This window comes from Archangium lansingense, assembly GCF_026626635.1.
Lineage (GTDB): Bacteria > Myxococcota > Myxococcia > Myxococcales > Myxococcaceae > Archangium > Archangium lansingense.
Genome location: NZ_JAPNKA010000001.1, coordinates 11,855,571 through 11,878,844 on the forward strand (window position 1 = coordinate 11,855,571; position 23,274 = coordinate 11,878,844).

The 23,274-nt window shown below is 67.8% G+C and carries 18 protein-coding genes and 1 pseudogene; 13 read left to right on the top strand and 6 right to left on the bottom strand.

Annotated features, from left to right (window positions below; all coding sequences use genetic code 11):
• The first annotated feature begins 33 nt into the window (after positions 1-33).
• The gene (locus OV287_RS47330; RefSeq protein ID WP_267542564.1) at positions 34-1,722 is read left to right on the top strand and encodes a peptidase MA family metallohydrolase; all 1,689 of its coding nucleotides are present in this window, start codon (positions 34-36) and stop codon (positions 1,720-1,722) included.
• 62 nt (positions 1,723-1,784) lie between these two features.
• Entirely contained in the window at positions 1,785-2,690 is a 906-nt protein-coding gene (locus tag OV287_RS47335; protein WP_267540659.1) for a transporter, read from the top strand.
• Between the two features lies 1 nt (position 2,691).
• On the opposite strand, the gene OV287_RS47340 is transcribed toward OV287_RS47335, so the two are convergent.
• Positions 2,692-3,849, bottom strand: a complete 1,158-nt coding sequence (locus OV287_RS47340; protein ID WP_267540660.1) for an acyltransferase family protein — start codon at positions 3,847-3,849, stop codon at positions 2,692-2,694.
• A gap of 184 nt (positions 3,850-4,033) precedes the next feature.
• Between OV287_RS47340 and OV287_RS47345 the strand changes: the two genes are divergently transcribed.
• From OV287_RS47345 to OV287_RS47380, 8 genes and pseudogenes are all read left to right on the top strand, one after another.
• Complete coding sequence (locus tag OV287_RS47345) at positions 4,034-5,053, top strand: serine/threonine-protein kinase (protein WP_267540661.1); 1,020 nt, start codon at positions 4,034-4,036, stop codon at positions 5,051-5,053.
• Positions 5,054-5,090: 37 nt separating this feature from the next.
• Positions 5,091-6,065, top strand: a complete 975-nt coding sequence (locus tag OV287_RS47350; RefSeq protein WP_267540662.1) for a VWA domain-containing protein — start codon at positions 5,091-5,093, stop codon at positions 6,063-6,065.
• Positions 6,062-7,450: an adenylosuccinate synthetase gene (locus OV287_RS47355; RefSeq protein WP_267540663.1), complete on the top strand. Its 1,389-nt coding sequence runs from the start codon at positions 6,062-6,064 to the stop codon at positions 7,448-7,450. Before OV287_RS47350 ends, OV287_RS47355 begins: the two co-directional genes overlap by 4 nt.
• Positions 7,451-7,507: 57 nt before the next feature.
• Positions 7,508-7,678, top strand: a pseudogene (locus tag OV287_RS47360) (NAD(P)-dependent alcohol dehydrogenase); the annotation flags it as partial.
• 80 nt (positions 7,679-7,758) lie between these two features.
• Positions 7,759-9,135, top strand: coding sequence for a pyridoxal-phosphate dependent enzyme (locus OV287_RS47365; RefSeq protein WP_267540664.1), 1,377 nt, complete (start codon positions 7,759-7,761; stop codon positions 9,133-9,135).
• Positions 9,136-9,485: 350 nt separating this feature from the next.
• Complete coding sequence (locus tag OV287_RS47370) at positions 9,486-9,842, top strand: hypothetical protein (protein WP_267540665.1); 357 nt, start codon at positions 9,486-9,488, stop codon at positions 9,840-9,842.
• A gap of 213 nt (positions 9,843-10,055) precedes the next feature.
• Complete coding sequence (locus OV287_RS47375) at positions 10,056-11,027, top strand: NAD-dependent epimerase/dehydratase family protein (protein ID WP_267540666.1); 972 nt, start codon at positions 10,056-10,058, stop codon at positions 11,025-11,027.
• A gap of 177 nt (positions 11,028-11,204) precedes the next feature.
• Positions 11,205-11,630, top strand: coding sequence for a DUF1622 domain-containing protein (locus OV287_RS47380; RefSeq protein WP_267540667.1), 426 nt, complete (start codon positions 11,205-11,207; stop codon positions 11,628-11,630).
• 29 nt (positions 11,631-11,659) lie between these two features.
• Here OV287_RS47380 and OV287_RS47385 read toward each other — a convergent pair whose 3' ends face one another.
• On the bottom strand, positions 11,660-12,874 hold the full coding sequence (locus OV287_RS47385) for a S8 family peptidase (protein ID WP_267540668.1): 1,215 nt from the start codon (positions 12,872-12,874) through the stop codon (positions 11,660-11,662).
• A gap of 203 nt (positions 12,875-13,077) precedes the next feature.
• On the opposite strand from OV287_RS47385, the gene OV287_RS47390 reads away from it, so the two are divergent.
• Both OV287_RS47390 and OV287_RS47395 read left to right on the top strand, forming a co-directional pair.
• Positions 13,078-15,312, top strand: a complete 2,235-nt coding sequence (locus OV287_RS47390; RefSeq protein ID WP_267540669.1) for an ATP-binding protein — start codon at positions 13,078-13,080, stop codon at positions 15,310-15,312.
• Positions 15,313-15,481: 169 nt separating this feature from the next.
• On the top strand, positions 15,482-17,368 hold the full coding sequence (locus tag OV287_RS47395; RefSeq protein ID WP_267540670.1) for a S8 family peptidase: 1,887 nt from the start codon (positions 15,482-15,484) through the stop codon (positions 17,366-17,368).
• A gap of 52 nt (positions 17,369-17,420) precedes the next feature.
• Here OV287_RS47395 and OV287_RS47400 read toward each other — a convergent pair whose 3' ends face one another.
• From OV287_RS47400 to OV287_RS47415, 4 genes are all read right to left on the bottom strand, one after another.
• Positions 17,421-18,005: a hypothetical protein gene (locus OV287_RS47400; RefSeq protein ID WP_267540671.1), complete on the bottom strand. Its 585-nt coding sequence runs from the start codon at positions 18,003-18,005 to the stop codon at positions 17,421-17,423.
• Positions 18,002-18,226: a hypothetical protein gene (locus OV287_RS47405; protein ID WP_267540672.1), complete on the bottom strand. Its 225-nt coding sequence runs from the start codon at positions 18,224-18,226 to the stop codon at positions 18,002-18,004. The genes OV287_RS47400 and OV287_RS47405 overlap by 4 nt, the downstream gene beginning before the upstream one ends.
• 308 nt (positions 18,227-18,534) lie before the next feature.
• Entirely contained in the window at positions 18,535-21,174 is a 2,640-nt protein-coding gene (locus tag OV287_RS47410) for a TIGR02266 family protein (protein ID WP_267540673.1), read from the bottom strand.
• A 183-nt stretch (positions 21,175-21,357) separates the two neighbouring features.
• Complete coding sequence (locus tag OV287_RS47415; protein ID WP_267540674.1) at positions 21,358-21,624, bottom strand: hypothetical protein; 267 nt, start codon at positions 21,622-21,624, stop codon at positions 21,358-21,360.
• Between the two features lie 611 nt (positions 21,625-22,235).
• On the opposite strand from OV287_RS47415, the gene OV287_RS47420 reads away from it, so the two are divergent.
• Entirely contained in the window at positions 22,236-23,267 is a 1,032-nt protein-coding gene (locus tag OV287_RS47420; RefSeq protein ID WP_267540675.1) for an AAA family ATPase, read from the top strand.
• Positions 23,268-23,274: the final 7 nt, after the last annotated feature.

Sequence of the window (23,274 nt, forward strand, 5' to 3'; positions counted from 1 at the left end):
ACCGTGCTGCTGTCTCTGGCCGTGCTCCTCACCATGGCCCCCGCGTGGGCCCAGGACGCGCAGAAGGCGGAAGCCAAGGAGCGACTGGGGAAGGTGGAAGCAGCGCTGGACGGCTGGGACGTGCCGACGGCGCGCCGGGAGCTGCAAGCGCTGGAGGGAATCGTCCCGGAGGACGCCGAGCCGCTCAAATACTTCCAGGGCCGGGTGGCCTTCGAGGAGGGCCGCTACGAGGAGGCCATCGAGCTGCTGCAGGCGGCCAACATCGAGGACAAGCCGGGCAGCTACCTGAGGCTGGCGAAGGACACGCGGGCCATCGTGAAGAGCTACGCGCGCGCGGAGAGCGAGCACTTCATCTTCTTCTACCCGAAGGGGAAGGACGAGGTGCTGGTGCCGTACGCGCTAGAGACGCTGGAGTCCATCCACCGGGCGCTGGCCGCGGACCTGGGGCACCAGCCGCCGGGGGGAAAGATTCGCGTGGAGGTGGTGAACAACGCGCGCGAGCTGTCGAAGGTGAGCACCCTCACGTACCAGCAGATTCAAACGACGGGCACCATCGCCATCTGCAAGTTCAACAAGCTGATGGTGACGAGCCCCAAGGCGGTGGCGAGGGGCTACGACTGGCAGGACACGCTGGCGCACGAGTACATCCACCTGGTGGTGAGCCAGATGAGCCACAACACGGTGCCCATCTGGCTGCACGAGGGGCTGGCCAAGTTCCTGGAGTCGCGCTGGCGCGGCGCGCCGGGGCTGGCGATGACGCCCTCGACGCAGGCGCTGCTGGGGAGGCGGGTGAAGGAGGACAAGCTCATCCCCTTCGAGAAGATGCACCCGTCCATCGCCATGCTGCCCACGGCCGAGGACGCGGCCACGGCCTTCGCCGAGGTCTACTACGCCATCGACTACGTGTACGAGACGCAGGGCAACAAGGGCCTGCGGGAGATCATCCTCGGCCTGCGCGATGGCAAGCCGGACCGGAAGGCGGTGGAGGCAGCCACGGGGATGCCCTTCGCCCAGTTCGAGAAGAACTGGCTGGCGCACATCCGCAAGCAGCCCTTCCCCAAGGAGCTGCTGCCGCCCGAGAAGGTGGTGCTGAAGGAGAACGCGAAGGACCAGGACGAGAAGAAGAAGGGGCGGGAGATCTCCTTCGGGGACTTCGCGGAGGTGACGGAGGTACCGGCGCGCAAGTTCGCGCACCTGGGCGAGCTGATGCGCGAGCGCAACCGCATCAAGGCGGCAACGGAGGAGTACGCCAAGGCGCACAAGCTGGTGGGCGACAAGTACGAGTCCGTGTCCAACAAGTACGCGCTGGCGCTGCTGGAGCTGCGGCGGCTGGACGAGGCGGAGGAGGTGCTGCGCGGCTCACTGCGCGTGCACCCGGGCTCGCCGAGCACCAACGTGCACCTGGGCCGCATCCTGCTGTTCCGCAAGGACTACCCGAAGGCCAAGCAGGCCTACCTGGAGGCCCTGGCGGCGGATCCGTTCGACCCGGAGATTCACATCGCGCTGATGCGCATCCACGGGGCGCTGGGCGAGACGGCGCTCGTCACGCGCACCAAGGCGGCGAGCGCGGTGCTCACCGGCCTGAAGCCCGAGGACGTGGAGCAGGTGTCCCGAGAGTTCATGCGCGAGGACAAGGCGCTGGTCGAAGGCGAGGACGCCATCACCGAAAATTCCGGCAACAACGGTGCGCCCGCGGCCCCTGCGAAGGACGGGGGGCCGTAGCCAACGGGGGAGAACACGAAGCCGGTTCCTCCATGCGTGCGGGTCCTCTAGTGTCCCGCCGCATGATTGCTCGGCCATCGATCCTCGCCCTCGTTGCTGCCGTGTCCCTCCTCGCCCCCGCGGCGTGGGCCAAACCCTACCGGGCCATGGTGACCCGCACCGCGGAGACAACGCGCAGCGGGAACATGGAGCTCGGTCTGCGCTACCAGGGCTTCTTCGCCCTCGACTCCGACAAGTCCCTCCCCTACCACCAGGTCTCCCCGAGCATCCGGTGGGGCATCCTCGACAACCTGGAGGCCAACGTCTACTTCGAGGTCCTCGGGCTCGGCATGCCCGGCCAGAACGACTTCGAGATCGCCTTCGGTGACATCCCCCTCGGCCTGCAGTGGACGTTCCTGGAGACCCGCCCCTTTGCCCTCGCGGCCTACGCGCGCGTCACCTTCCCCACCGGGCCCAGCGATCAGGACGCCATTCCTCCGAGCCTCTCCGACGGCACGTGGGACTACGAGGGGACGCTCGTCGGCGAGCTGCGGGTGAGCAAGGACCTGCGCTTCATGCTCAACGCGAGCTACCTCCACCAAGGAACGCGTGACCGCGGCGCGCTCCCGGACTTCGACGTCCCGGATGCCGTCCAGCTCGGCCTGGCGGGGACGTACAACCTCGACAACTTCACCCTGGTGGGCCTGGAGATCATCGGCCGCCGCTACTTCGAGCCAGCCATCACCCCGGTGTGGACGAACAACGCCAACCAGGTGGAGATCATCCCCGTGGTGCGCCACGAGGTGTCCCCCGGACTGGTGCTGGAGGCCGTCGCCGGCATCGCGGTGACGCCGGACCTCTCGAGCATCTACCAGTTCCGAGTGCTGCTCGGAGGCACCTACGAGTTCGACCTCGCCTCCGGCCCGCGCCTGCCCGAGGACAAGCCGGAGAAGTCCAAGCCCGCGCCGAAGAAGAAGCCCAAGCGCTGACTCAGGCCTCGACGCTCACTCCCACCAGCGAGCCGGGCTCACGCGAGGCCGGCTGGGGAGCCCGCGGACGGCGCGGCTCTGGGGCGCTCTGGGGCTGCTCGCGCCAGTCGAAGCGGCCCTTGAGCTTGATGAACCAGCTCTCGAAGTAGCGGTGGCTCAGCGTGGCCACCGCCACGCTCACCAGCAGCGTCAGCACGAAGTAGACGGCCACGCCCTGCCCCGGCACCACCCTCCGCACCAGGTTGAGGGCAAGCATGTGCATCAGGTAGACGCCGTAGCTGACCGTGCCCACGTAGCGAACCCACGCGTGGCCCAGCACCGGCGCCAGCGGCTGCTCCGGACGAATGCAGGTGGCCACCACCAGCGCCGTCATCACCAGCGAGATGAGCCCATTGGGCGCCTCGTGCCACACCACGACGCCGGCCAGCAGCACCACCATGAGCGGCACGCTCCACGCCTGGCCCAGCACTCGGGCCACCCAGGCAAACCCCTTCGGCGAGTGCGTCAGGTGCGCGGCCAGGCACCCCATGCAGATGGACGCGGAGACGCTGGTGAGCACGCGCCCCCCGAGCTGGCTCGCATCCAGAAACCCCGCCGACACGGCCCACGGCGCGAACAACGACACCCCGAGCAGCCCGGCCATGAAGAGCACCGGCATCCAGGTGCGCCTCGACAGGGCCATGACGAGCGGCCAGAGCAGGTAGAACTGCTCCTCGGTGGCCAGCGACCAGGCGAAGTAGAAGATGACGCGCTTGTCCGCGGCCGGCGGGACGAACCAGTTGGACGTATAGGTGAGGAAGGCCGGCAGGTTGGAGAAGAAGTCTCCGCGCACCACCGGGTCCTTCTCGGAGAGGAACACCAGCACCGCGTAGAGGCCGAGCACCGCGTAGTAGAGCGGGAAGATGCGCAGCGCGCGCCGGGCGAAGAAGCCGCGCAGCGAGATGTGCCCCGCCTTGTCACGCTCACGCAGCAGCAGCGTGGTGATGAGGAAGCCGCTGATCGCGAAGAAGAGCGACACGCCCAGGTAGCCCCGGCCGATCAGGCCCTGGTGGCTCCCCGCCACGTGGTAGGCCACCACCGCCACGATGCTCAGGCACCGCAGTCCATCCAGTCCGGCGAAGAAGCGGGCATTCAGGAAGTCTTGGTGGGCGTTTCGCATGGAGTTCTCGTTTTCTTAGAGCTCCATGTTTAGCAGGGCTGAAGGATTCTGGAAGCAGGAAAAGTTACAACTCAAGTACCAGATTACAGTTTATGTAGACACAGGTCGGCAAGGCACCCGCCATGTCGCCTAGCATGCGACGCGCTCCGCACCGCCGGAAGCCCCTCCCAGGATGAGTCCCGCCATGGTCGAGCGAGTTCTGAAGTGCCCTCAGTGCAATGCACCGCTGTCGCCGGGCCGCTTCGCGCGCTCGGTCGTCTGCACCTTCTGCGGTGCCACGGTGCAGGTGGACCCGACGGCTGTCTCCGCGGCTCGCTTCCGGGAGGCGCTCCAAGCGTGGAACCAGCCGTCCAACCACGGCTACACGGCCTGGTGGTCCATGGGCGACAGCCACTGGGCGCCTGGAAGGCTCGTCGCTCGCGGTGGGATTTCGACGGTCTACGTCGCGGAGAGGGCGCGGTGGCCCACCGAGCGCGTCCTCCTGAAGGTGCTCCGCAACCCGGATGACGCGCCGCTGTTCGACCACGAGTGGGACATCCTCGGGGAGCTTCAGCAGAGCACCGCGGCCGGGGCCGCGACCTTCACCACCCGCCTGCCGCAGCCCGTGGCCCGCGGTGTCCTGCGCGACGGGCCGCACGCGGGCTCCCGCGCCATGGCCCTGCGGTGGCATGGGAGCTTCGTCCACACCTTCGAGGCCGTGCGCAACGCGTACCCAGGTGGCGTCGATCCGCGCGTGTCCATCTGGATGTGGCGTCGGATCCTCGAGACGCTCTCGTTCCTCCACCGCTCGGGAGTCGTGCATGGCGCGGTGCTCCCCCAGCACCTATTGGTCGAACACGGTGAGCACGGCGTGCGGCTCGTGGGGTACAGCTGCGCGGACCGCATCGGGACGCCCCTGCGCGCGGTGAGCACCCGCTTCAAGGACTTCTACCCCGAGGGCCTCCTTCGCTCGGAGAGGCTCACGCCCGCAGCCGATCTGAAGATGAGCGCGCGCTGCATGGCCGCGGTGCTCGGAGGAGCTCCCTCGCGAGGCTCAGTGCCGAGCTCGGTGCCGGGCCCGCTGGCGGCGCTCATCCGGCGCGTGGCCTCGGGGGACGGGGTCGAGGAAACGGGGGAGGACGCCTGGACACTTCGCGAGCGCATTGGTGAAGTGAGCCACGCAGCCTTTGGCCGCCCGAGCTTCAACCCGCTCGTGATGCCGTGAGGGCGCGGCCGCTCGCGGAGACGAAGGAGCACTGACGATGGGACACGGCAATTACAGCAACGAGGCACACGAGGCACTCCTTCGCGGGCGCGCCCAGCTTCCCACCCAGCAGGTCTTCACGCAGAAGTCCTGCCACCCGCTGATGAACCCGAAGGGGGTCCGCGTTCGCGAGAGCCGCGACAGCGCCGAGCATCCCAACTCGCTGGGCGTCGTCTTCGCGCTCGATGTCACGGGCTCGATGGGGACGATTCCCAAGCTGCTGGCCACGCAGCTGCTGCCCAAGTTCATGAAGGTCCTCACCGACTGCAAGGTGCCGGATCCCCAGCTCCTCTTCATGGCCGTGGGGGACGCGACGAGCGACAGCGCGCCGCTCCAGGTGGGGCAGTTCGAGTCCACCGCCGAGCTGATGGACCAGTGGCTGACCTGGAGCTTCCTCGAGGGAGGAGGCGGAGGGACGGGCCACGAGACGTATGAGCTCGGCCTCTACTTCCTGGCCCAGCACACGGAGATGGACTGCTGGGTGAAGCGGAAGAAGAAGGGCTACCTCTTCATGACGGGCGACGAGCTGCCTTATCCGAGCCTGTCCAAGCACATCGTCGAGGGAATCATCGGGGACAGGGTGGACGACGACCTGAAGACCGAGGAGATCGTCGCCGAGCTGCAGAAGACCTTCGTGCCGTTCTTCGTCATCCCGGATCTGGAGCGCCGCAACAAGTGCGAGCGGCGGTGGAGGGACCTGCTCGGAGACCACGTGCTGTGCATGGAGTCGCCCCAGGACATCTGCTTCGTGACCGCGGGCGCCGTCTGCCTGTACGAGGGACTGGTGAAGGACGTGGAGGGATTGAGCCGCGTCCTGAGAGAGGCGAACGTGCCCAACGACCGGCTGGCCTCGACCATCCGGTCGCTGACGCCCCTGGCCGAGGCGCTCGGAAGGACTGGGGGCCCTGCCCTGTCCGGGTCTCCCACGGAGGAGGGGGGCCTGCAGAAGCTCATCCGTAGCGTCTTCAAATGAAGGGTCCGCGCGGGCAGCGCGTCTCCATCGTCATCGACCTGGGCTTCGGTGACTGCGGGAAGGGGCTGCTGACGGACTTCCTGGTGCGGCAGACGGGGGCGAACGTCGTGGTGCGGTACAACGGCGGCGCCCAGGCGGGGCACAACGTCGTCACGCCCGACGGCCGGCATCACACCTTCGCGCAGTTCGGTGCGGGAACGTTCGTTCCAGGCGTACGGACGTTCCTGTCCCGGCATGTCGTCATCCACCCCACGGCTTTACGAGTGGAAGGCGAGGCGCTGCGCGCCAAAGGCGTAGGTGACGTGTTCTCGCGAATCCGCATCAGTGAGCGCGCACGCGTCATCACTCCCTTTCATCAATCCGCCAACCGTCTGCGCGAGCTCGCCCGCGGTGAGTCGCGACATGGGAGTTGTGGCGTTGGGGTCGGGGAAACCGTCCAGGATGCACTGGAGCATCCGGAGGAGACGGTGCTCGCCGGGGACCTCCGCGATGCAGCCCTGTCTCGAAGGAAGCTCCAGCGCATCCGCGAACGTAAACACGGGGAGATGCGGGCGCTGTGGGGAGCCAGTCCCGCGGGGGCACAAGCAGAGCGTGAACGCGCCATCTTCGAGCACGAGAGCGTCATCGATGCGTGGCTCGAACAAGCAACGCACCTGGTGAAGCTCGGACTGGTGGTGCCCGATTCGATGCTGAGCGCCTGGATGAAGGAGTCCCCAGCCACAGTGTTCGAGGGGGCACAGGGAGTCCTGCTCGATGAGTGGCATGGTTTCCATCCGTTCACGACCTGGTCGAACTGCACCGCCGCGAATGCGCTGGCTCTGATTGCCGAGAGCGGGCTGGACGCCGACGTGGAACGGATTGGCGTCTTGCGAAGCCACGTGGCCCGGCATGGTGCGGGGCCGCTGCCTACGGAGACGGAAAGCCTCCGGCCGGTGTTGTCCGAGCACAACATCCACAACGCGTGGCAAGGGAATGTCCGTTACGGCTGGTTCGATGCGGTGCTGGCCCGGTACGCGCTCGACGTGGTGGGCGGAGTCGACGCACTGGCCATCACGCACCTCGACCTATCGAAACGGCTGCACACCTGGAAGGTCTGTGCGGGTTACCACCAGGAGCCGATGCCGGGTGACTCCGAGCTCATCGCGCACCGTACCGGGGCTGGGCTCGTCACGCGGTTGGCCGTTTCCACGACGCCCTCACTCGAGCGTCAGGCCCGGCTGGCCGGATGGCTCCAGCGCGTAACGCCTTCGCTCGAGGAAGGTGACGCAAAGGAAGACGCCGTCCTGGAGCACCTCGAACGGCTGCTAGGGAGGAATATCGACCTCGTGTCCCAAGGTCCCTGCGCGAGCGACGTCTCATTTCGGAGCCAGAACCGCCCCAGCTGAGAGGGACCTCCACCCGCTCACTGCGGCTCCACACGCTCGTGTCAGCGAACCGTCTTGCTCATCGGAGGCATCCGCGAGACTCAGGAGATGCTCGACTTCTGCTCGAAGCACAGCGTGGCCTCCGACATCGAGGTCATCCCCATCCAGAAGATCAACGAGGCCTATGAGCGCATGCTCAAGGGCGATGTGCGCTACCGCTTCGTGTTCGACGCCGCCAGCCTGCGCTAGGCGCAAGCGCAGGGGTGAGGCCCGGCACACCACACCGGGTCCCCCCTGAGGCCGGTCGCGCTCGTGTACAGTGGCCGGTCATGCGCCCCGCACCGCTTCCCACCGACCTCATTGGCCTCATCGGCAACACCCCCATGGTGAAGGTCACCCAGCTCGACACCGGACCGTGCGAGCTGTTCCTCAAGCTGGAGAGCCACAACCCCGGTGGCTCCATCAAGGACCGCATCGGCCTCTCGATGATCTCCGCCGCCGAGCAGTCTGGTCAGCTCGGCCCCCACCAGAAGCACCTCGTCGAGGCCACCGCCGGCAACACCGGACTGGGCCTCGCCCTCGTCGCGTCGCAGAAGGGCTACCGGCTCACGCTCGTCATTCCGGACAAGATGAGTCAGGAGAAGGTGCTCCACCTCAAGGCGCTCGGCGCCGAGGTGGTCATGACCCGCTCGGACGTGGAGAAGGGCCACCCCGACTACTACCAGGACATGGCCGAGCGCATCGCCCGGGAGCTGGGGGGCTTCTACGTCAACCAGTTCGCCAATCCCGCCAACCCGCTGGCCCACGAGACCACCACCGGCCCGGAGATCGCCGCCCAGCTCGGCAACCGTGTGGACGCCATGGTGTGTGGCGTCGGCTCCGGCGGCACCATCGCGGGCCTCTCGCGCTACTTCGCCAAGGCCCTCCCCGAGTGCGAGATGGTGCTCGCGGACCCCGAGGGCTCCGTGCTCACGGAGTACGTGCAGACGGGCAAGATGGGCAAGGCCGGCTCCTGGGTCGTCGAGGGCATTGGCGAGGACTTCCTCCCGCCCAACGCGGACCTCTCCCGGGTGAAGAAGGCCTACACCATCTCCGACAAGGAGAGCCTCGAGACGGCGCGCCTGCTGCTCAGGAAGGCCGGCATCCTCGCGGGCTCGTCCTCCGGCACGCTCATCGCCGCGGCGCTGCGCTACTGCCGCGAGCAGACCACGCCCAAGCGCGTGTGCACCCTCGTCTGCGACAGCGGCAACAAGTACCTGTCGAAGATGTTCAATGACTTCTGGATGGCGGACCAGGGCTTCCTGCCTCGCCAGGCCCATGGAGATCTGCGCGACGTCATCACCCGCCGCTACGCCGAGCGGGCCGTCGTCACCCTGTCCCCCAACGACACGCTGCTCGTCGCCTACGGACGCATGAAGCTCTACGAGGTCTCCCAGCTCCCGGTGCTCGAGGGCAACAAGATCGTGGGGATGATCGACGAGTCGGACCTGCTGCTCGCGGCCATCGACGACGAGACGCGTCTGCGCCTGCCGGTGCGCGACATCATGACCACGCGCCTGCAGACCGTGGACGTGCGCACGCCGGTGCGCGAGCTGCTCCCGCTGCTCGACAAGGGCTTCGTGCCCATTGTCGTGGATGGCGAGGAGTTCATCGGCCTCATCACCCGCATCGATCTGCTCAACCACCTGCGGCGCAAGCTGCGCTGAGCGGCCAGGCACCGCGCGGACCGTACGAGCTACCTCGTACGCAGGGTAGAGCCTCAGCCATCCGAGGCCCGCTCCACCTGGAGCGGCCGGTGGCGGCCTGGAGTACTGGCTCGCTCCGCAGCTCTCGGTGAGCACGACCCTGATGCTGGGCCTGGCCACCATGTCCAACACGGACACCCTCGTCATCGGAACCTTCCGACCCGGACTCGGCGTGACGCTGTACGCCGAGTAAGGCGTGCCATACTCGCCACCCCGCCATGCTCTCCCGGTCGCTCGCGAATGGAACCAGGACGTGGACCTCCCCCAACGGGGAGCTGCGTCTCTGGCAGCCCGCCCCTCATGTCCTCGTCTTGAGGTTCCGCGGAGCGCTGTTCGAGGGTGAGTTCTCCCGGGTCGCCGTGACGGTCATCAACGACTTCGCCGCCAGCAACCTGGGGAAGATGCACATCTTCCACGACTGGCACGAGATGAAGCTCTACACCACCGAGGCGCGGACCGAGCTGACGGAGCTGGGCCTGCGCCTCATGTCCCGGCTCGAGTCGCTCAATGTGCTGTTCAGCGCGAGCGTGGTGGAGATGGGCGTGACGATGGCCAGCATCACGTTGGGTGGCATCCGCATGTTCAACCAACGCGAGGCGTTCGAGCAGGCCATCCGGCAAGCCGTGGAGTCCCGGGGAGGCACGTACACGCCGCTGCCTCCAGAGTGACCGTTCGCGCCTCCAGCCGCCGTTGTCTCCGCCACTCCTCTCGGAATGTGAGGACGCGAGGTGGCATGAGGTCAGCGCCGTGTACCGCAGAACGGCCTCGCTGCTTTCTGCCGTACGCGGTCCTTCCTGGCATGTCGGGCAATCAACCCCGGGGTCAGCGGCGTGAGCAGCCACCGCTCCCTGGGAGCCGCGGGCGAGCCCAGCCTCCCCGCCATGAATCGAATCCATGGGAAACGGGTCGTCGTGCTGGGCGGGGCGGGATTCCTCGGATCGCACCTGTGTGAACGGTTGCTCGCTGATGGGGCCTCCGAGGTCATCAGCCTCGACAACTTCATCACCGGGGATGAGCGCAACCTCGCCGGCCTCCGGATGAACAAGCGCTTCATGTCGTTGCACCACGACATCACCGAGCCGTTCAGCTTCAGCGGCCCCGTGGATTACGTCTTCAACATGGCCTCGCCGGCCTCGCCCATCGACTGCGCGCGGTTGCCCATCGAAACGCTGCGTGTGGGCGCGCTCGGCACCGAGAACGGTCTCAGGCTGGCGCACCAGAAGGACGCGGTGTTCCTCCAGGCCTCGACATCAGAGCTCTGCGGAGAGTCGAACCCCATCGGCCCGCGCTCCTGCTACGACGAGGCCAAGCGCTACGGGGAAGCCCTCGTGGCGGCGTACCGGCGCGCGCACGGGGTGCGCACCCGCATCGTCCGCATCTTCAACACCTATGGTCCCCGCATGCGGCTCAACGACGGGCGCGCGGTGCCTGCCTTCCTGGGGCAGGCCCTCCGGGGCGAGGACTTCATCATCTTCGGCGACGGGAGCCAGACGCGCTCGTTCTGCTACGTGTCGGATCTCCTCGACGGCCTCGTGCGCCTGGCGATGTCGGAGGTGGAGGAGCCGATCAACCTCGGCAACCCGCGCGAGACAACCCTCCTCCAGTTCGCCGAGGCCATGCGCGCGGCCATGGGCGGGCAACGCCGCATCAGCTTCAAGCCACTGCTCGGGGACGAGCCCAACCAGCGCCAGCCGGATATCAGCCGGGCGCGCAAGCTGCTCGGATGGGAGCCTCGGGTGAGGCTCGAGGACGGCCTCCGGGAGACGCTCACGTACTTCCGCAGCGTGGCCGAGCACCCGGCCCCCGTGCACCCGCCCCATGGTCCACCCGCGAGCCCGTCACCGGTCGCCTGACAGGACGGCACACCGGGCCGCGCGCCGCACGACCTCGTCCTCTCCGGAACGGCTCCATTGCAGCCACCCTCCAGCCCTTTGGACCGGCCAGGAATCGACATCCCAGCCGGCGGGACGGTGGTTGTTCAGAGGGTGCGTGCTTAAGCCTTGAACAAGCACACGGGGATGGTGGCTGTCATGGATTTCACAGCGTGGGTGTCGCGCTCAGCGCTCCTCTTCGAGGGAGGGGGCGTGGCGGTCATGGTGGTGGGCACGATCATCTCGCTCGGGCTGGTGGCGGTCCAGTACCGCCCTGGCGGAGGTGAGCATGCCTTCCGCAGCTTCCGGGAGAAGGTCGGCCGCTCCATCCTGCTTGGGCTGGAGCTGCTCGTCGCCGCCGACATCATTCGCACCGTCAGTGAGAAGCCCACGCGGGAGGGGGTCATCGTGCTCGGGCTCATCGTGCTCATCCGCACCTTCCTGAGCTTCACCCTCGCCGTGGAGCTCGAGGGGCACTGGCCCTGGAGGAGCGCGGAGCTCCGCGGAGTGCATCAACAGGGGCGGCTCATGCCTCCCGACTCACGGTCCCGCCCCGGGGCAGAGACGCGGGCTCCCGAGGAGTAGCCACCCCAGGAGCACTGAGGACCCGTGGCTCAGGCCGCGTTGGGCCGGGAGGAGGCGGCCGAAGCGCGGGCAGCAGCCACGGCGGCCTCGAGGTCCAGCTTGCCGCCGGTGCTCACCTTCCCCTTGAGGTCCGGGTCCAGCGCCACCGTCTTCACCAGCATGTCGCGCACCTGAGCGGCCGTCAGGTCCGGGTTCTCCGCGAACATCAGCGCCGCGGTAGCCGCCACGCGCGGGGTGGCCATGGAGGTGCCGCTCATCTCCTCCCAGCGGTTGCCCGGCACGGTGCTCAGCACGTCCTCGCCCACCGCGGCCAGCTCCACCACCTTGTCGCCATGCGACGAGTAGCTCGCCAGCTTGTCGTTGTTCTTGTCCATGGACGCCACGGTGATGACGTTCGGCAGGTCCACGTTGGCCGGGAAGTCCGCCACCTTGTTCATGTTGCTGCCGTGGCCATTCGCGGTGGCCGCCACCAGCAGGATGTCCGCGTCCGCCAGCTTCTGCACCGACGCCTTCCAGCGCTCCTGCGAGGCCGCGTCCCGGAACTCGTCACCGAAGCTGGCGTTCACCGCGCGGATGTTGGCGCCCTTGGACTTCATGTCCACCACGTAGTCCACCGCGCGCTCGAAGTTCGTCAGCAGATCCTTCCCGTCGTACAGGCCGCCCACCGACAGAATCTGCGCCTTGCCCGCGGCCACGCCGGTGTTGCCCTCGCCGTTGTCCTCGGCGGCGATGATGCCCGCCACGTGCGTGCCGTGATCCGCGCCCTCGCCCTTCAGCAAGTCACCCGAGTTGAAGCCCACGTTGAAGCCGTGGAGGTCGTCCTTGATGCCGTTGTCATCGTTGTCGATGCCATCCCCCGCCACCTCGCCCGGGTTGGTCCACATGGCCCCATCCAGGTCCGTGTGCTTCGCGTCCACGCCGCCGTCGAACACGGCGATGACGGGCGCCCCCGTGGGCTTGGGCTTGGAGGCCACCGCGTCGGAGACCTCCGTGGTGCGCGGGGTGGACAGCGGCGCCACGGACGGGTTCGACAGCAGTCCGAGTGGCTGCGCCTCGGGGCGCTGTCCCGTGGGACGGTCCACGAACTTCGAGCGTGCGGGCGCCGGGTCGAAGCCATCCACCGGGCGGCCCACCTCCGCGCGCACCGCGGCGGGAGCGGCCGGAGCCTTGGGAGCCGCCACCTCAGTGGGACGCGAGGCCTTCACCTGAACGGACGGGCTGGAGAGCTTGGAGAGAGTCGTCATGGTGGCAACCTCGCGCTTCGGGCGGCATGTAGGAGTTACACCTGAATTATCGGTGCATGACGCAGTTGGTTGCCTTCACCCCCACGAATCATTTCCTCCACTCACGATTACCCTTGGGAAATCGAGGGTTTTCTCAATGCTTGGGAGTCAAAGGAAGGCGTACTGTCAAGTAGCGAAAACTTCCGCTCGAGACAGGCCGCGCCATGCCGTTCTCCCGCCGTCCCTCCACCTCGCTGTCCCGGTCGACACTTCTGCAGATGGGGGTACGCATCGCGGGAGTTGTCGCCCTGGCCACTCTCTTCAGCTACCTGCACGTGCTCCACTCGGTGCGGGCCGAGAACCTGGCGAGGCTGGAGCGGTACGTCGTGGAGCGCAGCCAGCGCGAGCAGGGCATCTTCGTGCTGGCGCAGGACAACCACGCCGTCCTCCTGAAGGCCCTGACGGAACGGTTCCACGCCCTCCAGGGAGAGGACGTGGGCGCGCGTTTCGACACCCTCTTCGTCCGGTTGCCCGACGGCAGCATCCGTAACCGCCCCGAGGTCTTCGACGGCACGAGAATGGCGGGCGTCATCGTGCCCAAGGGCGTCCAGCTCGACGCGGGACTGCGCCAGCGCATCCTGGCGGCGTATGACGTGCTCACCCAATACGGGCCTGCCCTTCACACGCGCTTCACCAACACCTACGTCGTGCTGCCGGAGGACGTGCTGGTGCTCTATTGGCCCGAGCGCCCCACGTGGATTCATGACGCCGAGCGCGACATGTCGTTCATGCCGCTGGAGTTCTACGAGCTGAGCCTGCCCGGCAAGAACCCCAAGCGAGGGACGGTCTGGTGCGGCATCTACTCGGATCCGGTGGACAAGAGCTGGATGGTCTCGGTCTCCACGCCGCTGGACTTGAACGGCCGCCATGTCGCGACCATTGGCCACGACGTGCTCATCCAGGAGTTGATGACCCGCACCATCAATGACCACCTGCCTGGCGCGTACAACCTGCTCTTCCGCGACGACGGGCAGCTCATCGCCCATCCCCAGCTCACCCGGGAGGGCAACACGGGCATCTATTACATCCCGGGCACCGCCGGGCAGAATCATGACGGCCCCAGCGTCACCGAGGAGCAGCAGCGCAACCTGCGGAGCATCTTCGAGAAGGTGCGCAACAACCCGCCCGGCCAGGCGGTGGCGGAGCTCCCGGAGCACGACGAGTACCTCGGCATGTCCCGGCTCGAGGGTCCCGGCTGGAACTTCGTCACGGTGCTGCCCGAAAGCGTGGTGTCCCAGCCCGCGTTCCACGCCGCGCGCCAGGTGCTGCTGGTGGGCATGGTCGCGCTGCTGCTGGAGCTGGCCATCATGTCCTGGGTACTCAAGCGGCAGCTCACCCGCCCGCTGCTGGCCTTCACCCAGGCCACGGACCGGGTGGCCGCCGGTGACTTCCATGTCGAGCTGGACACCTCGCGCGAGGACGAGCTGGGGCAGCTGGCTCGCGCCATCCGGTTGATGGCCGACAAGGTCCAGCATCGCGAAGAAGCCCTGCGCCAGGCCAACGAGAGCCTGGAGCAGCGGGTCGAGGAGCGCACCCGCGAGCTGCGGGAGGTCCACCGTCGGCTCGAGCAGACGGCTCGGCGCGCGGGCATGGCGGAGATCGCCACCAACGTGCTGCACAACGTAGGCAACGTGCTCAACAGCGTCTACACGTCGGCCCAGATCGCCCGGGAGCGGGTGGGTCAGATGCGGCTCGAGCACGTGGGCCGGGTGGCGGCCATGCTCCAGGAGCATCAGGCCGACGCCAGCGCCTTCCTCACTCAGGACGAGCGCGGCCGACATGTGGCGCCCTTCCTCGGCAAGCTGGGACAGAATCTCCTGGATGAGCGCAAGCAGCTGCTCTCGCTGCTCGAGGACGTGGGCCGGTACACCGAGCACATCGGAGACATCGTCAAGGTGCAGCAGAACTACGCCCGCACGCCCCGGGTGCACGAGCCCGTGCGGCTGGAGGAACTGGTAGAGGACGCGCTGCGCATCAACGCGAGTGGGCTCGCCCATCACCGGGTTCAGGTGCAGCGGCAGCTGACTTCGCTCCCGCCCGTGCTGACCGACAAGCACAAGGTGCTGATGATCCTCGTCAACTTGATCAGCAACGCCAGCTATGCCCTGACGGGTGCCAACCCGGACGAGCGGCGCCTGACCGTCAAGCTGGAGCGCACTGGCGAGCAGGTGCGCCTGGAGGTCCGAGACAACGGGGTGGGCATCTCTCAGGAGATGCTCGTGCGCATCTTCCGGTACGGCTTCACCACCCGTGACGAGGGGCACGGCTTTGGTCTGCACTCCAGTGCCCTGGCGGCCCAAGAGCTGGGGGGTGCATTGAGGGCCCACAGCGATGGGCCGGGGCAAGGGGCCTCGTTCACGCTGGAGCTCCCCTACCTCCAGGCCCCGCGCGAAGCCTGAATCAGCGCCATCGGAGGCGCCGTGGCCGACAAGGCAACAGCACCCCCTCGTCCCGTGTTGCCCTTCAGGCTACGCGGCTCGTGTCCTCCTCTCTGAAGGCGCTCCGGCACGGTCCCTGCAATTCCCGCTGGAGCAGGCAGACCTCCTCTCTCTGCTTTTGGAGAACCCCATGAACCGGCTTCCGTTGGCCATTGCCCTGACGCTGTCCACCAGTGCCTTCGCTCAGACGAGCGAAATTCCGCAGTCCATCCAGGACAAGGCCCGCTCCATCATCGCCGCACGTACCGGCGCCAGTGCGTCGGAGATCGAGATCCTGAGCGCGGTGGCCGTCGCCTATCCGGGGCAGGGGCTCACCACCTACCAGTTCAAGGGGAGCAGCCCCCAGGGCGAGACGGCCGGTGTGGCGCTGGATCCGAACGCCGTGGAGGTGGATGCCCTCAAGCTGAACGAGCAGGAGGACACGCGCTATGTGGAGCGCAACGGGCGCATCTCCACGGGCCTGCTGGAGGACCTGGCCAAGCTGCCCCCGGACCAGGAGCTGAAGGTCGCCATCTGGGCCCGTGAGCCCAGCACGATGGGAGAGGGGCTCGTGCGCCCCGAGGCCAACAAGGACCTGCAGCCCGCCGACGTGGACAGCGTCTACCAGCAGCAGCAGTCCTGGCGGCGCGAGGTGGTGAGCGCGGCCACGAAGCCGCTGCTCGAGCGGTTCGCGGCCATGGGCTACCAGGCCACGGCCGACGAGGAGGCCCCCGTGGTGGAGGTCACCCTCAAGCCGGACACCATCCGCGAGATCGCGCGCTGGGACGACATCACCGAGGTGGACGCGGCGCGGTTCGCCGAGCCGACCATGGATGTCGCGCGGGCCACCATCGAGTCGGACCTGGTGCAGAACGCTGGCATCACGGGCTCCGGCGTGAGGGTGGGCGTCATCGAGGTGGGCGGCCGGGCCCACACCACCAACCCGTACATGCCGCCGATTACGCAGGACCTGACGGGGAGCTGCCTGCACTGGCACGGCACCTCCGTGGTGGGCGTCATCGCCAGCAGGCACACCACGCACAAGGGTATCGCGCCCAACTCCTCCATCTACCTCGGCGGAGACTGCTTCGGCTCCACCAGCGGCCTCACCGCGGCCTCCAACCGCGCCTCCAACTGGGGCGCCCGCGTCTTCAACCTCAGCTTCGGCAGCACCGCCGGCACCCAGCCGGGCACCATGGACCGCTACTACGACGACCTGGTGCAGAACCGCTGGCGCACGGTGGTGGCTTCCGCCGGCAACAGTGGCTGGAACGTCCGCGTCGCCAGCCCCGCGCGCGGCTACAACCTCATCAGCGTGGGCAGCTTCAAGGACCAGAACACCGTCCTGTGGAGCGGGGACGTGATGAGCAGCTTCAGCAGCGGTCTGGACCCGGCGTCCACCTACGGGGACCGGGAGAAGCCCGAGCTGGCCGCGCCCGGTGAGAACATCACCACCCTGAATGGCGCCTCGCCGTGGCTGCACACCACCTCCGGCACCAGCTTCTCGGCTCCGGCCGTCACGGGCGTGACGGCGCAGCTGATGCAGCGGCGCACCGCGCTCCAGGTGTGGCCCGAGAGCGTCAAGGCCATCCTCATGGCCACCGCCGTGCACAACGTGGAGGGCGCCACGCGCCTGAGCGAGCTGGAGGGTGCCGGCTCCGTGGTGACCACGCAGGCGGATGATGTCGCTCGCGGGGTGGACGGCAACTGGGGCGGCATCAGCTACAGCTGCGCCTCGCCCACGTGGACGACTGTCGCCACCATGCCGCTGTGGGCCAACCGTCCGGCCCGCGTCGTCATCACCTGGGACACCAACACCAGCTACGCCAGCTACGCCAACCGCCCGAGCGCCGACCTGGACCTGCAGGTGCTCTCGCCCACCGGCGGCGTGGTGGCCAGCTCGGCCAGCTTCGACAACACCTACGAGATCGGTGAGTTCACCCCGAGCGTCGCGGGCAACTACACGGTGCGCGTCCGCAAGTGGAGCTGCGCGCTGACGCCCAAGTGGCTGGGCTGGGCCTGGTACCAGAACCGCTGAGGCAGTGACCTGGGGTTGGAGCTGAGCCGGGCTCCAACCCCGACCCACGGATTCAGGGCAGATTGCCCAGATCATTGCTGAGGAGAGCATCCAGCAACGAGGGTTCTCCCGCATTGAGGAAGTAGACGCAGCGGCCGGGAACGGGCACGTTGGCCAGCTCGAGCGGGAATGGTCGGCAGTCGAGTTCCCGCTCAAGGTGCTGCACGAGCAGTTCCGCGTATGGCCTGATTTCATCCGGTGGCTGCCAGAAGAGCCGCGGCCGGGTACAGGTGCCATCGGCCTGGATGTGTTGCACCGTGGCGTAGACGAGGTAGAGCGGGGCGAGCACGCTCACGGCGCCCGCCAGACGGGTCAGAACCCGCCCTCCCTCCGGTAGAGGGCTCTCCAGGTACACGCAACACCGGAGACAGGCGGACATACCGGGCTGCGTCACGTTCCCGACGGGACGGCCGGGAAATGCAGCCCTGAGCTCCCCGAGAAGAGAAGCCCATTGCGCCCAGGTCAGCGCCTTCTTCCAGGCCGCAGAAAACCGCTGGAATTCGGGAGTGGACCTGTCGATGTCGATGAAGACGGTGCTTCCGGGAGGGTAGTGGTGGTGCGCGATGCGAATGAGCTCCGCTTTCGTGAATGCCCTCATGGGTTGGAAGGCCTTGGGATGTCGAAGGGGACAATCTCGATGTCATCGGAGACACAGGCGGTTACCTTGGCGCCCGGGTGCTTCTCCTTGAGCATCAGGTCGTAGAGGGTTTTGAACTCGCTGCACAGCGTGAACATCATTTCACCCCGCCGGGCGTTGGAGAGGACCCTATACGCTGCGCGATTGGCCATCTCCGCCGCGTCCCGCTGGGCAGTCCGCAAACCGATTTCCCTCTGGCCATTTCGCAGCGGTAGACCGACCTCGAATTTGCATACGGAGGTTGCCCCCGAATCACCCTCTGTGATGCGAGCGTGGATACAGACGGCTCGCCATCCACCCGGTTGCACCTCGGACTCCTCGACGGTCGTCTTGAACCAGAAGTGCTCGGGAGTGATGCGCCCGACAACGCTGTTGCTGTCGGTGCATCCTGGCTGGCCGCTGACTGCCAACAGTAGGAAGCCAGCGAACAACCGCGCGCGTGGAACCCGACAACTCCGCGGAAGCACCCTTATTCTCTCCCAACACCACCTCAGGCCTTGCCCACGACCTTCTTCAGGAAGCCCCAGAAGCGGCCCGAGCGCTCCTTCAGGTCCTGGCCCCGCCGCTCCTCCGCCGCTCGCGCCGCGTCCGAGGCCACGCCCAACCGCTGCCGTAGCTCCTCCGGCGTGTAGCGCGTCGCCAACGTCGCCTTCATCTCCTTGCGCGTCGAGTACTCCTGCGCGTTCACGTGCAGCACGCACTCCGAGTCCAGCCGCAGCGTCACCGCCACCCGCACCGAGCCCTTCGGACCCTTCGGCAGGCCCTCCAGCCGCACCGTCCCCAGGTACTCGTTCGCCGAGATGTGCGTGTCCTCTCCCTGGAAGATGGACAGCTCCATCACCTCTTCGTTGTCCCGCGTCGTGGAGATCGCGAACGAGCGCTGCGCCGGCAGCGGCGTGTTGCGCTCGATGACCCGGGTGAACGCGCCTCCAGGCATCGCCACGCCAATCGTCATCGGCAACACGTCGATGAGCACCACGCTGCTCACCTTGTCCACCGCGTTCGAGTACAGCGCCGCGCCCAGCGCCACCGCCTCGTCCGTGTTCACTCCCGCGTGCGGCGGCTTGCCGAACACTTCCTTCAGCTTCTCGCGCACCAGCGGCATGCGCGCCTGCCCGCCCACCATGAGGATGTCGTCGATCTCCCCCGGCCTCATCTTCGCGTCCAGCAGCACGTCCCGCACCACGTCCAGCGTGCGCATCACCATCGGCAGGCACGCCCGCTCCATCTCCACGCGCGTGAGCGTGACGTGCAAATCCCTCGGCTGACCCGCCTCGTCCATCATCAGCATCGGGATGTGGACGTCGTAGGAGTTGGCCTCCGAGAGCGCCACCTTCGCCCGCTCGGCCGCGTCCGTCACCCGTGACAGCGCGATGCGATCTCCCTGGAAGTTCACCTTCTCCTGCTGCTGGAAGCGCTCCAAGAGCAGGTCCACCAGCACGTTGTCGAAGTCCATGCCGCCCAGGAAGATGTCGCCACCCGTGGCCAGCACCTCGAACACGTTCCGGTCAATGCGCAGGATGGTCGCGTCGAAGGTGCCGCCTCCCAGGTCATAGACGAGCACCCTCTTGGTCACCTCGCGGTTGAGCCCGTACGCCAGCGCCGCCGAGGTGGGCTCGTTGAGAATCCGCTCCACCTTCAGCCCCCCCATCCACCCCGCCCGGCGCACCGCCTCGCGCTGAGGCTCCGAGTAGTACGCCGGCACCGTCACCACCGCGCGCTCCACCTTCTGCCCCAGGTGCTGCTCCGCCAACTCCTTGCACTCGCGCAGGATGATGCCCTGCACCTCTTCCAGCGACAGCACGTGCTCGCCCATCCGCACCGCCGCCCGGCCTCGCGAGTCAGGGATGATCTCGTAATGGAAGCGCTCGCGGACCTGGTTCACCACCGCGCTGTCGAAGGGACGCCCCACCAGGCGCTTGGCGCCGTAGATGGTCTGCTCGGGGCGCAGCAGCACCTGGCTCTTCGCGCGGTGGCTCACCAGCAGCTTGCCCTGCGTCGAGAGCGACACCACCGAGGGGATGGTGTTGTAGCCCTCGCGCGAGCGCAGCACCATGGGCTTGTTGTTCGTCACCACCGCCACGCACGAGTTGGAGGTGCCCAGGTCGATGCCAATGACCGGGCCCTTGCTCTCGATGTTCGCTGGCGGCGTGAGGAAGACGGTGCGCACCTGTCCCGGAGAGCTCTTGGGCTCGGGAGGCAGTGGCGCGGCCGGCTTCGCCGCCGGAGTGAGCTGCGGTGCCGTCGGCTGTGCCTGGGCCCTGGGCGGCGGTGCTGGAGCGGGCGGAGGTGCCGGAGCCGCGGGGCGAGCAGGCGGCGCGGGCTTCCTCGCCGGTGGCCTGAAGGGCTGCCCCGCGACAGGCCGCGCGAACTCGAGCGGCTCGTCGTCGTCGGACGTCTCCAGCTCGAGCTCCACCGCGCTGCTGGCCTGGCCCGTGCGCACGGGTTGCGGCGGAGAGACGGGCCCGGACGTGGCCGCCGCCGAGAGGTCCGCCAGGTCGAACTCCTGCATGCTGTTGCGCTGGCGCGGGGGTGGCTTCGCGGCAGGCGGAGCCTCGGCCCTCGGGCTCTCGGGCGGCAGCGTGGCGGCGACGAGCTCGTCGATCGGAATGTCGACGGCGGTGATCGGCGGCGGTGGAGGCGGAGCGAAGGACTCGGCCGGGCGGGCACCGGGGACGGGCCGCGTACCGGGGGCAACGGGCGCCACGGAGGGAATTCCCTGCATGGGCGCCGTCGCCGGCGCGGCCGGTGGCCTCACGGCCGGAGGCGCGCTCACGGGCATCGCCACGGGGACTTCGCCCTTGCGCTGCAGCATCCGATCGACGAGCGACTGGGAGGGCGCGTCCAGCTCCGTGAACTGGATGCCCATGCCCGGAGGCCCGGACAGGTCCTCGGGCGGCCGCACCCAGCGCACCACCGCCGAGCCCTTCATCACCCGGAGGCCATCGGCAATGCGCACCTCGAACTTCACCGGGGTACCCACCGGCTGCGGCTCGCGCGAGCGGATGAACATGCCCCCGGGGCTGATGTTGACGGCGAACTCCTCGACAAAGCTGCCGATGTCCGTGTGCTTGAGCTTTACCAGCAGACCCACGGCCTTGCGGTCCGCGGCGCGCCGTCCCTGATCCATAGCGTCTGACTGTCGCGGGTAAGAGTGTCCCGCTCAAGTCTTTCTCTCCGACCCCGCTCCCCTGCCTGCCGCGCTCCCGCGCCAGGTACGCACATGGATGACCCAGGCCCACGCATCCCACCCGCAGGACCCATCAGATTCTTTCAACCTTCTGGGAAATCGCGACACGGAGCGGTGGACAGCTCACGGAGCGAGCAGCCGCAGGAAGGCTTCCTGGTCCCACGCCGCCCCTGCGCGAGCCCCACCATGGCGCTGGTAGCCCGCGAGGGTGAGGCCCTGGCCCGGGGCGAAGTCCAGCGTGGTCCCCGCCACCGGGCAGTCCTCCTCGGGGCAATCACCGGGTGGCAACGTGCGCTCATCCCGTTGCACCCCCTCGGGCGCATACGCGCTCAACGTGCCGCCACAGCTGGCCACCCTGTCCCGCGCGCCGCTGCCAGAGGGGCTGGCCATCCCCGGAGAACTTCGCGAGGAAGCCGTCATTGGCCTCGCCCAGGCCGAAGTCCAGCGGGTACAGGAAGGCATTGCCGATGAGGAAGAGCTCCCCCGAGGCTCGGAGCCCGCTTCTGGAGCAGGCGCCCCTGTCTCCGTCGGAAGCACGGGAGGTGGCTCGGGGGGCGTCGAGGCAACCGGATTGGAGCCCGTCTCCTCCCCCTCACGGTGGGTCTCGCCCCGGGACCCACCTGGATTGGTAGGACCATCCGCCCCACCACATCCTGTGGCCAGTGCCAGCAACGCGGTAGGAACGAGCCACCTCCAAGGGCGGTGGGTGTGTACTCCTGACTCTCGGTGCATGCATGCTCCCCCACCCCTCCGGCCAGAGGGGACCAGAGGGACGAACCGGGGGAAGGTAATGGGGTCATTCGCTCCGGCATCCCCCTGGCCCGGGGTCCATCCGAACCCCCCTGGGGGGTAGGGAACCGGCCGGAGGGTGTCCAGGGGTGGACGAACGTCCAATGCAGGAATACGAGCCCTCTATAACGGTTGGCATCCCACGTTCGTGCGTTGCTCCCCCTGAGACCCCCTTGGACCGCGCGCCGCCCGAGATTAAGAGAACGCTTCTCATGCAAAACGCCGCCCCCATTTCCCCGACACCGGTACCGGAAGCCACCAGCGAGGACCTTCAGGCCGTCGCGGAGCTCGCCCAGGCCAAGGCCGAGATTCTCGCGCAGATCGAAAAGCGCGTCGTGGGGCAGCGGGACGTGGTCGAGCACCTGCTCATCGCGCTCTTCGCCCGCGGCCACTGTCTCTTCGTGGGCGTGCCTGGCCTCGCCAAGACGCTGCTCATCTCCACCCTGGCGGACGTCCTCAACCTGTCCTTCAACCGCATCCAGTTCACCCCGGACCTGATGCCCTCGGACATCACCGGCACGGACATCCTGGAGGAGGACAAGGCCACCGGGCACCGCGCCTTCCGGTTCCTCAAGGGACCGCTCTTCGCCAACATCATCCTGGCGGACGAGGTGAACCGCACTCCGCCCAAGACGCAGGCCGCGCTGCTGCAAGCGATGCAGGAGTACCGCGTCACCGCTGGCGGCCGCACCTACCCGCTGGAGCTGCCCTTCCTCGTCTTCGCCACGCAGAACCCCATCGAGCAGGAGGGCACCTATCCGTTGCCCGAGGCCCAGCTCGACCGCTTCATGTTCCTGGTGGACGTGGGCTACCCCACCGCCGAGGAAGAGGTGGAGATCGTCAAGTCCACCACCGGCGGCTCGCAGCCCACGCTGGAGAAGATCCTCTCACCCGAGCGGATTCTGGCGCTGCAGGAGCTGGTGCGCCGGGTGCCAGTGCCCGACCACGTGGTGCGGTACGCGGTGGAGCTGGTGCGCCACACGCGACCCAAGGAGCCGGGGGTGCCGGACTTCATCGCGAAGAACGTCTCGTGGGGCGCGGGACCTCGCGCGAGCCAGTACCTGGTGCTGGCCGCCAAGGCGCGCGCCATCCTGAATGGGCGCTTCGTGGCCTCGGTGGAGGACGTGAAGGCGGTGGCTCGCCCGGTGCTGCGTCACCGCGTGCTGCCCAACTTCACCGCCGAGAGCGAGGGCACCACCTCGGTGAAGCTGGTGGATCAGCTCGTCGCGCTGGTGAAGGGATAGCACCCGG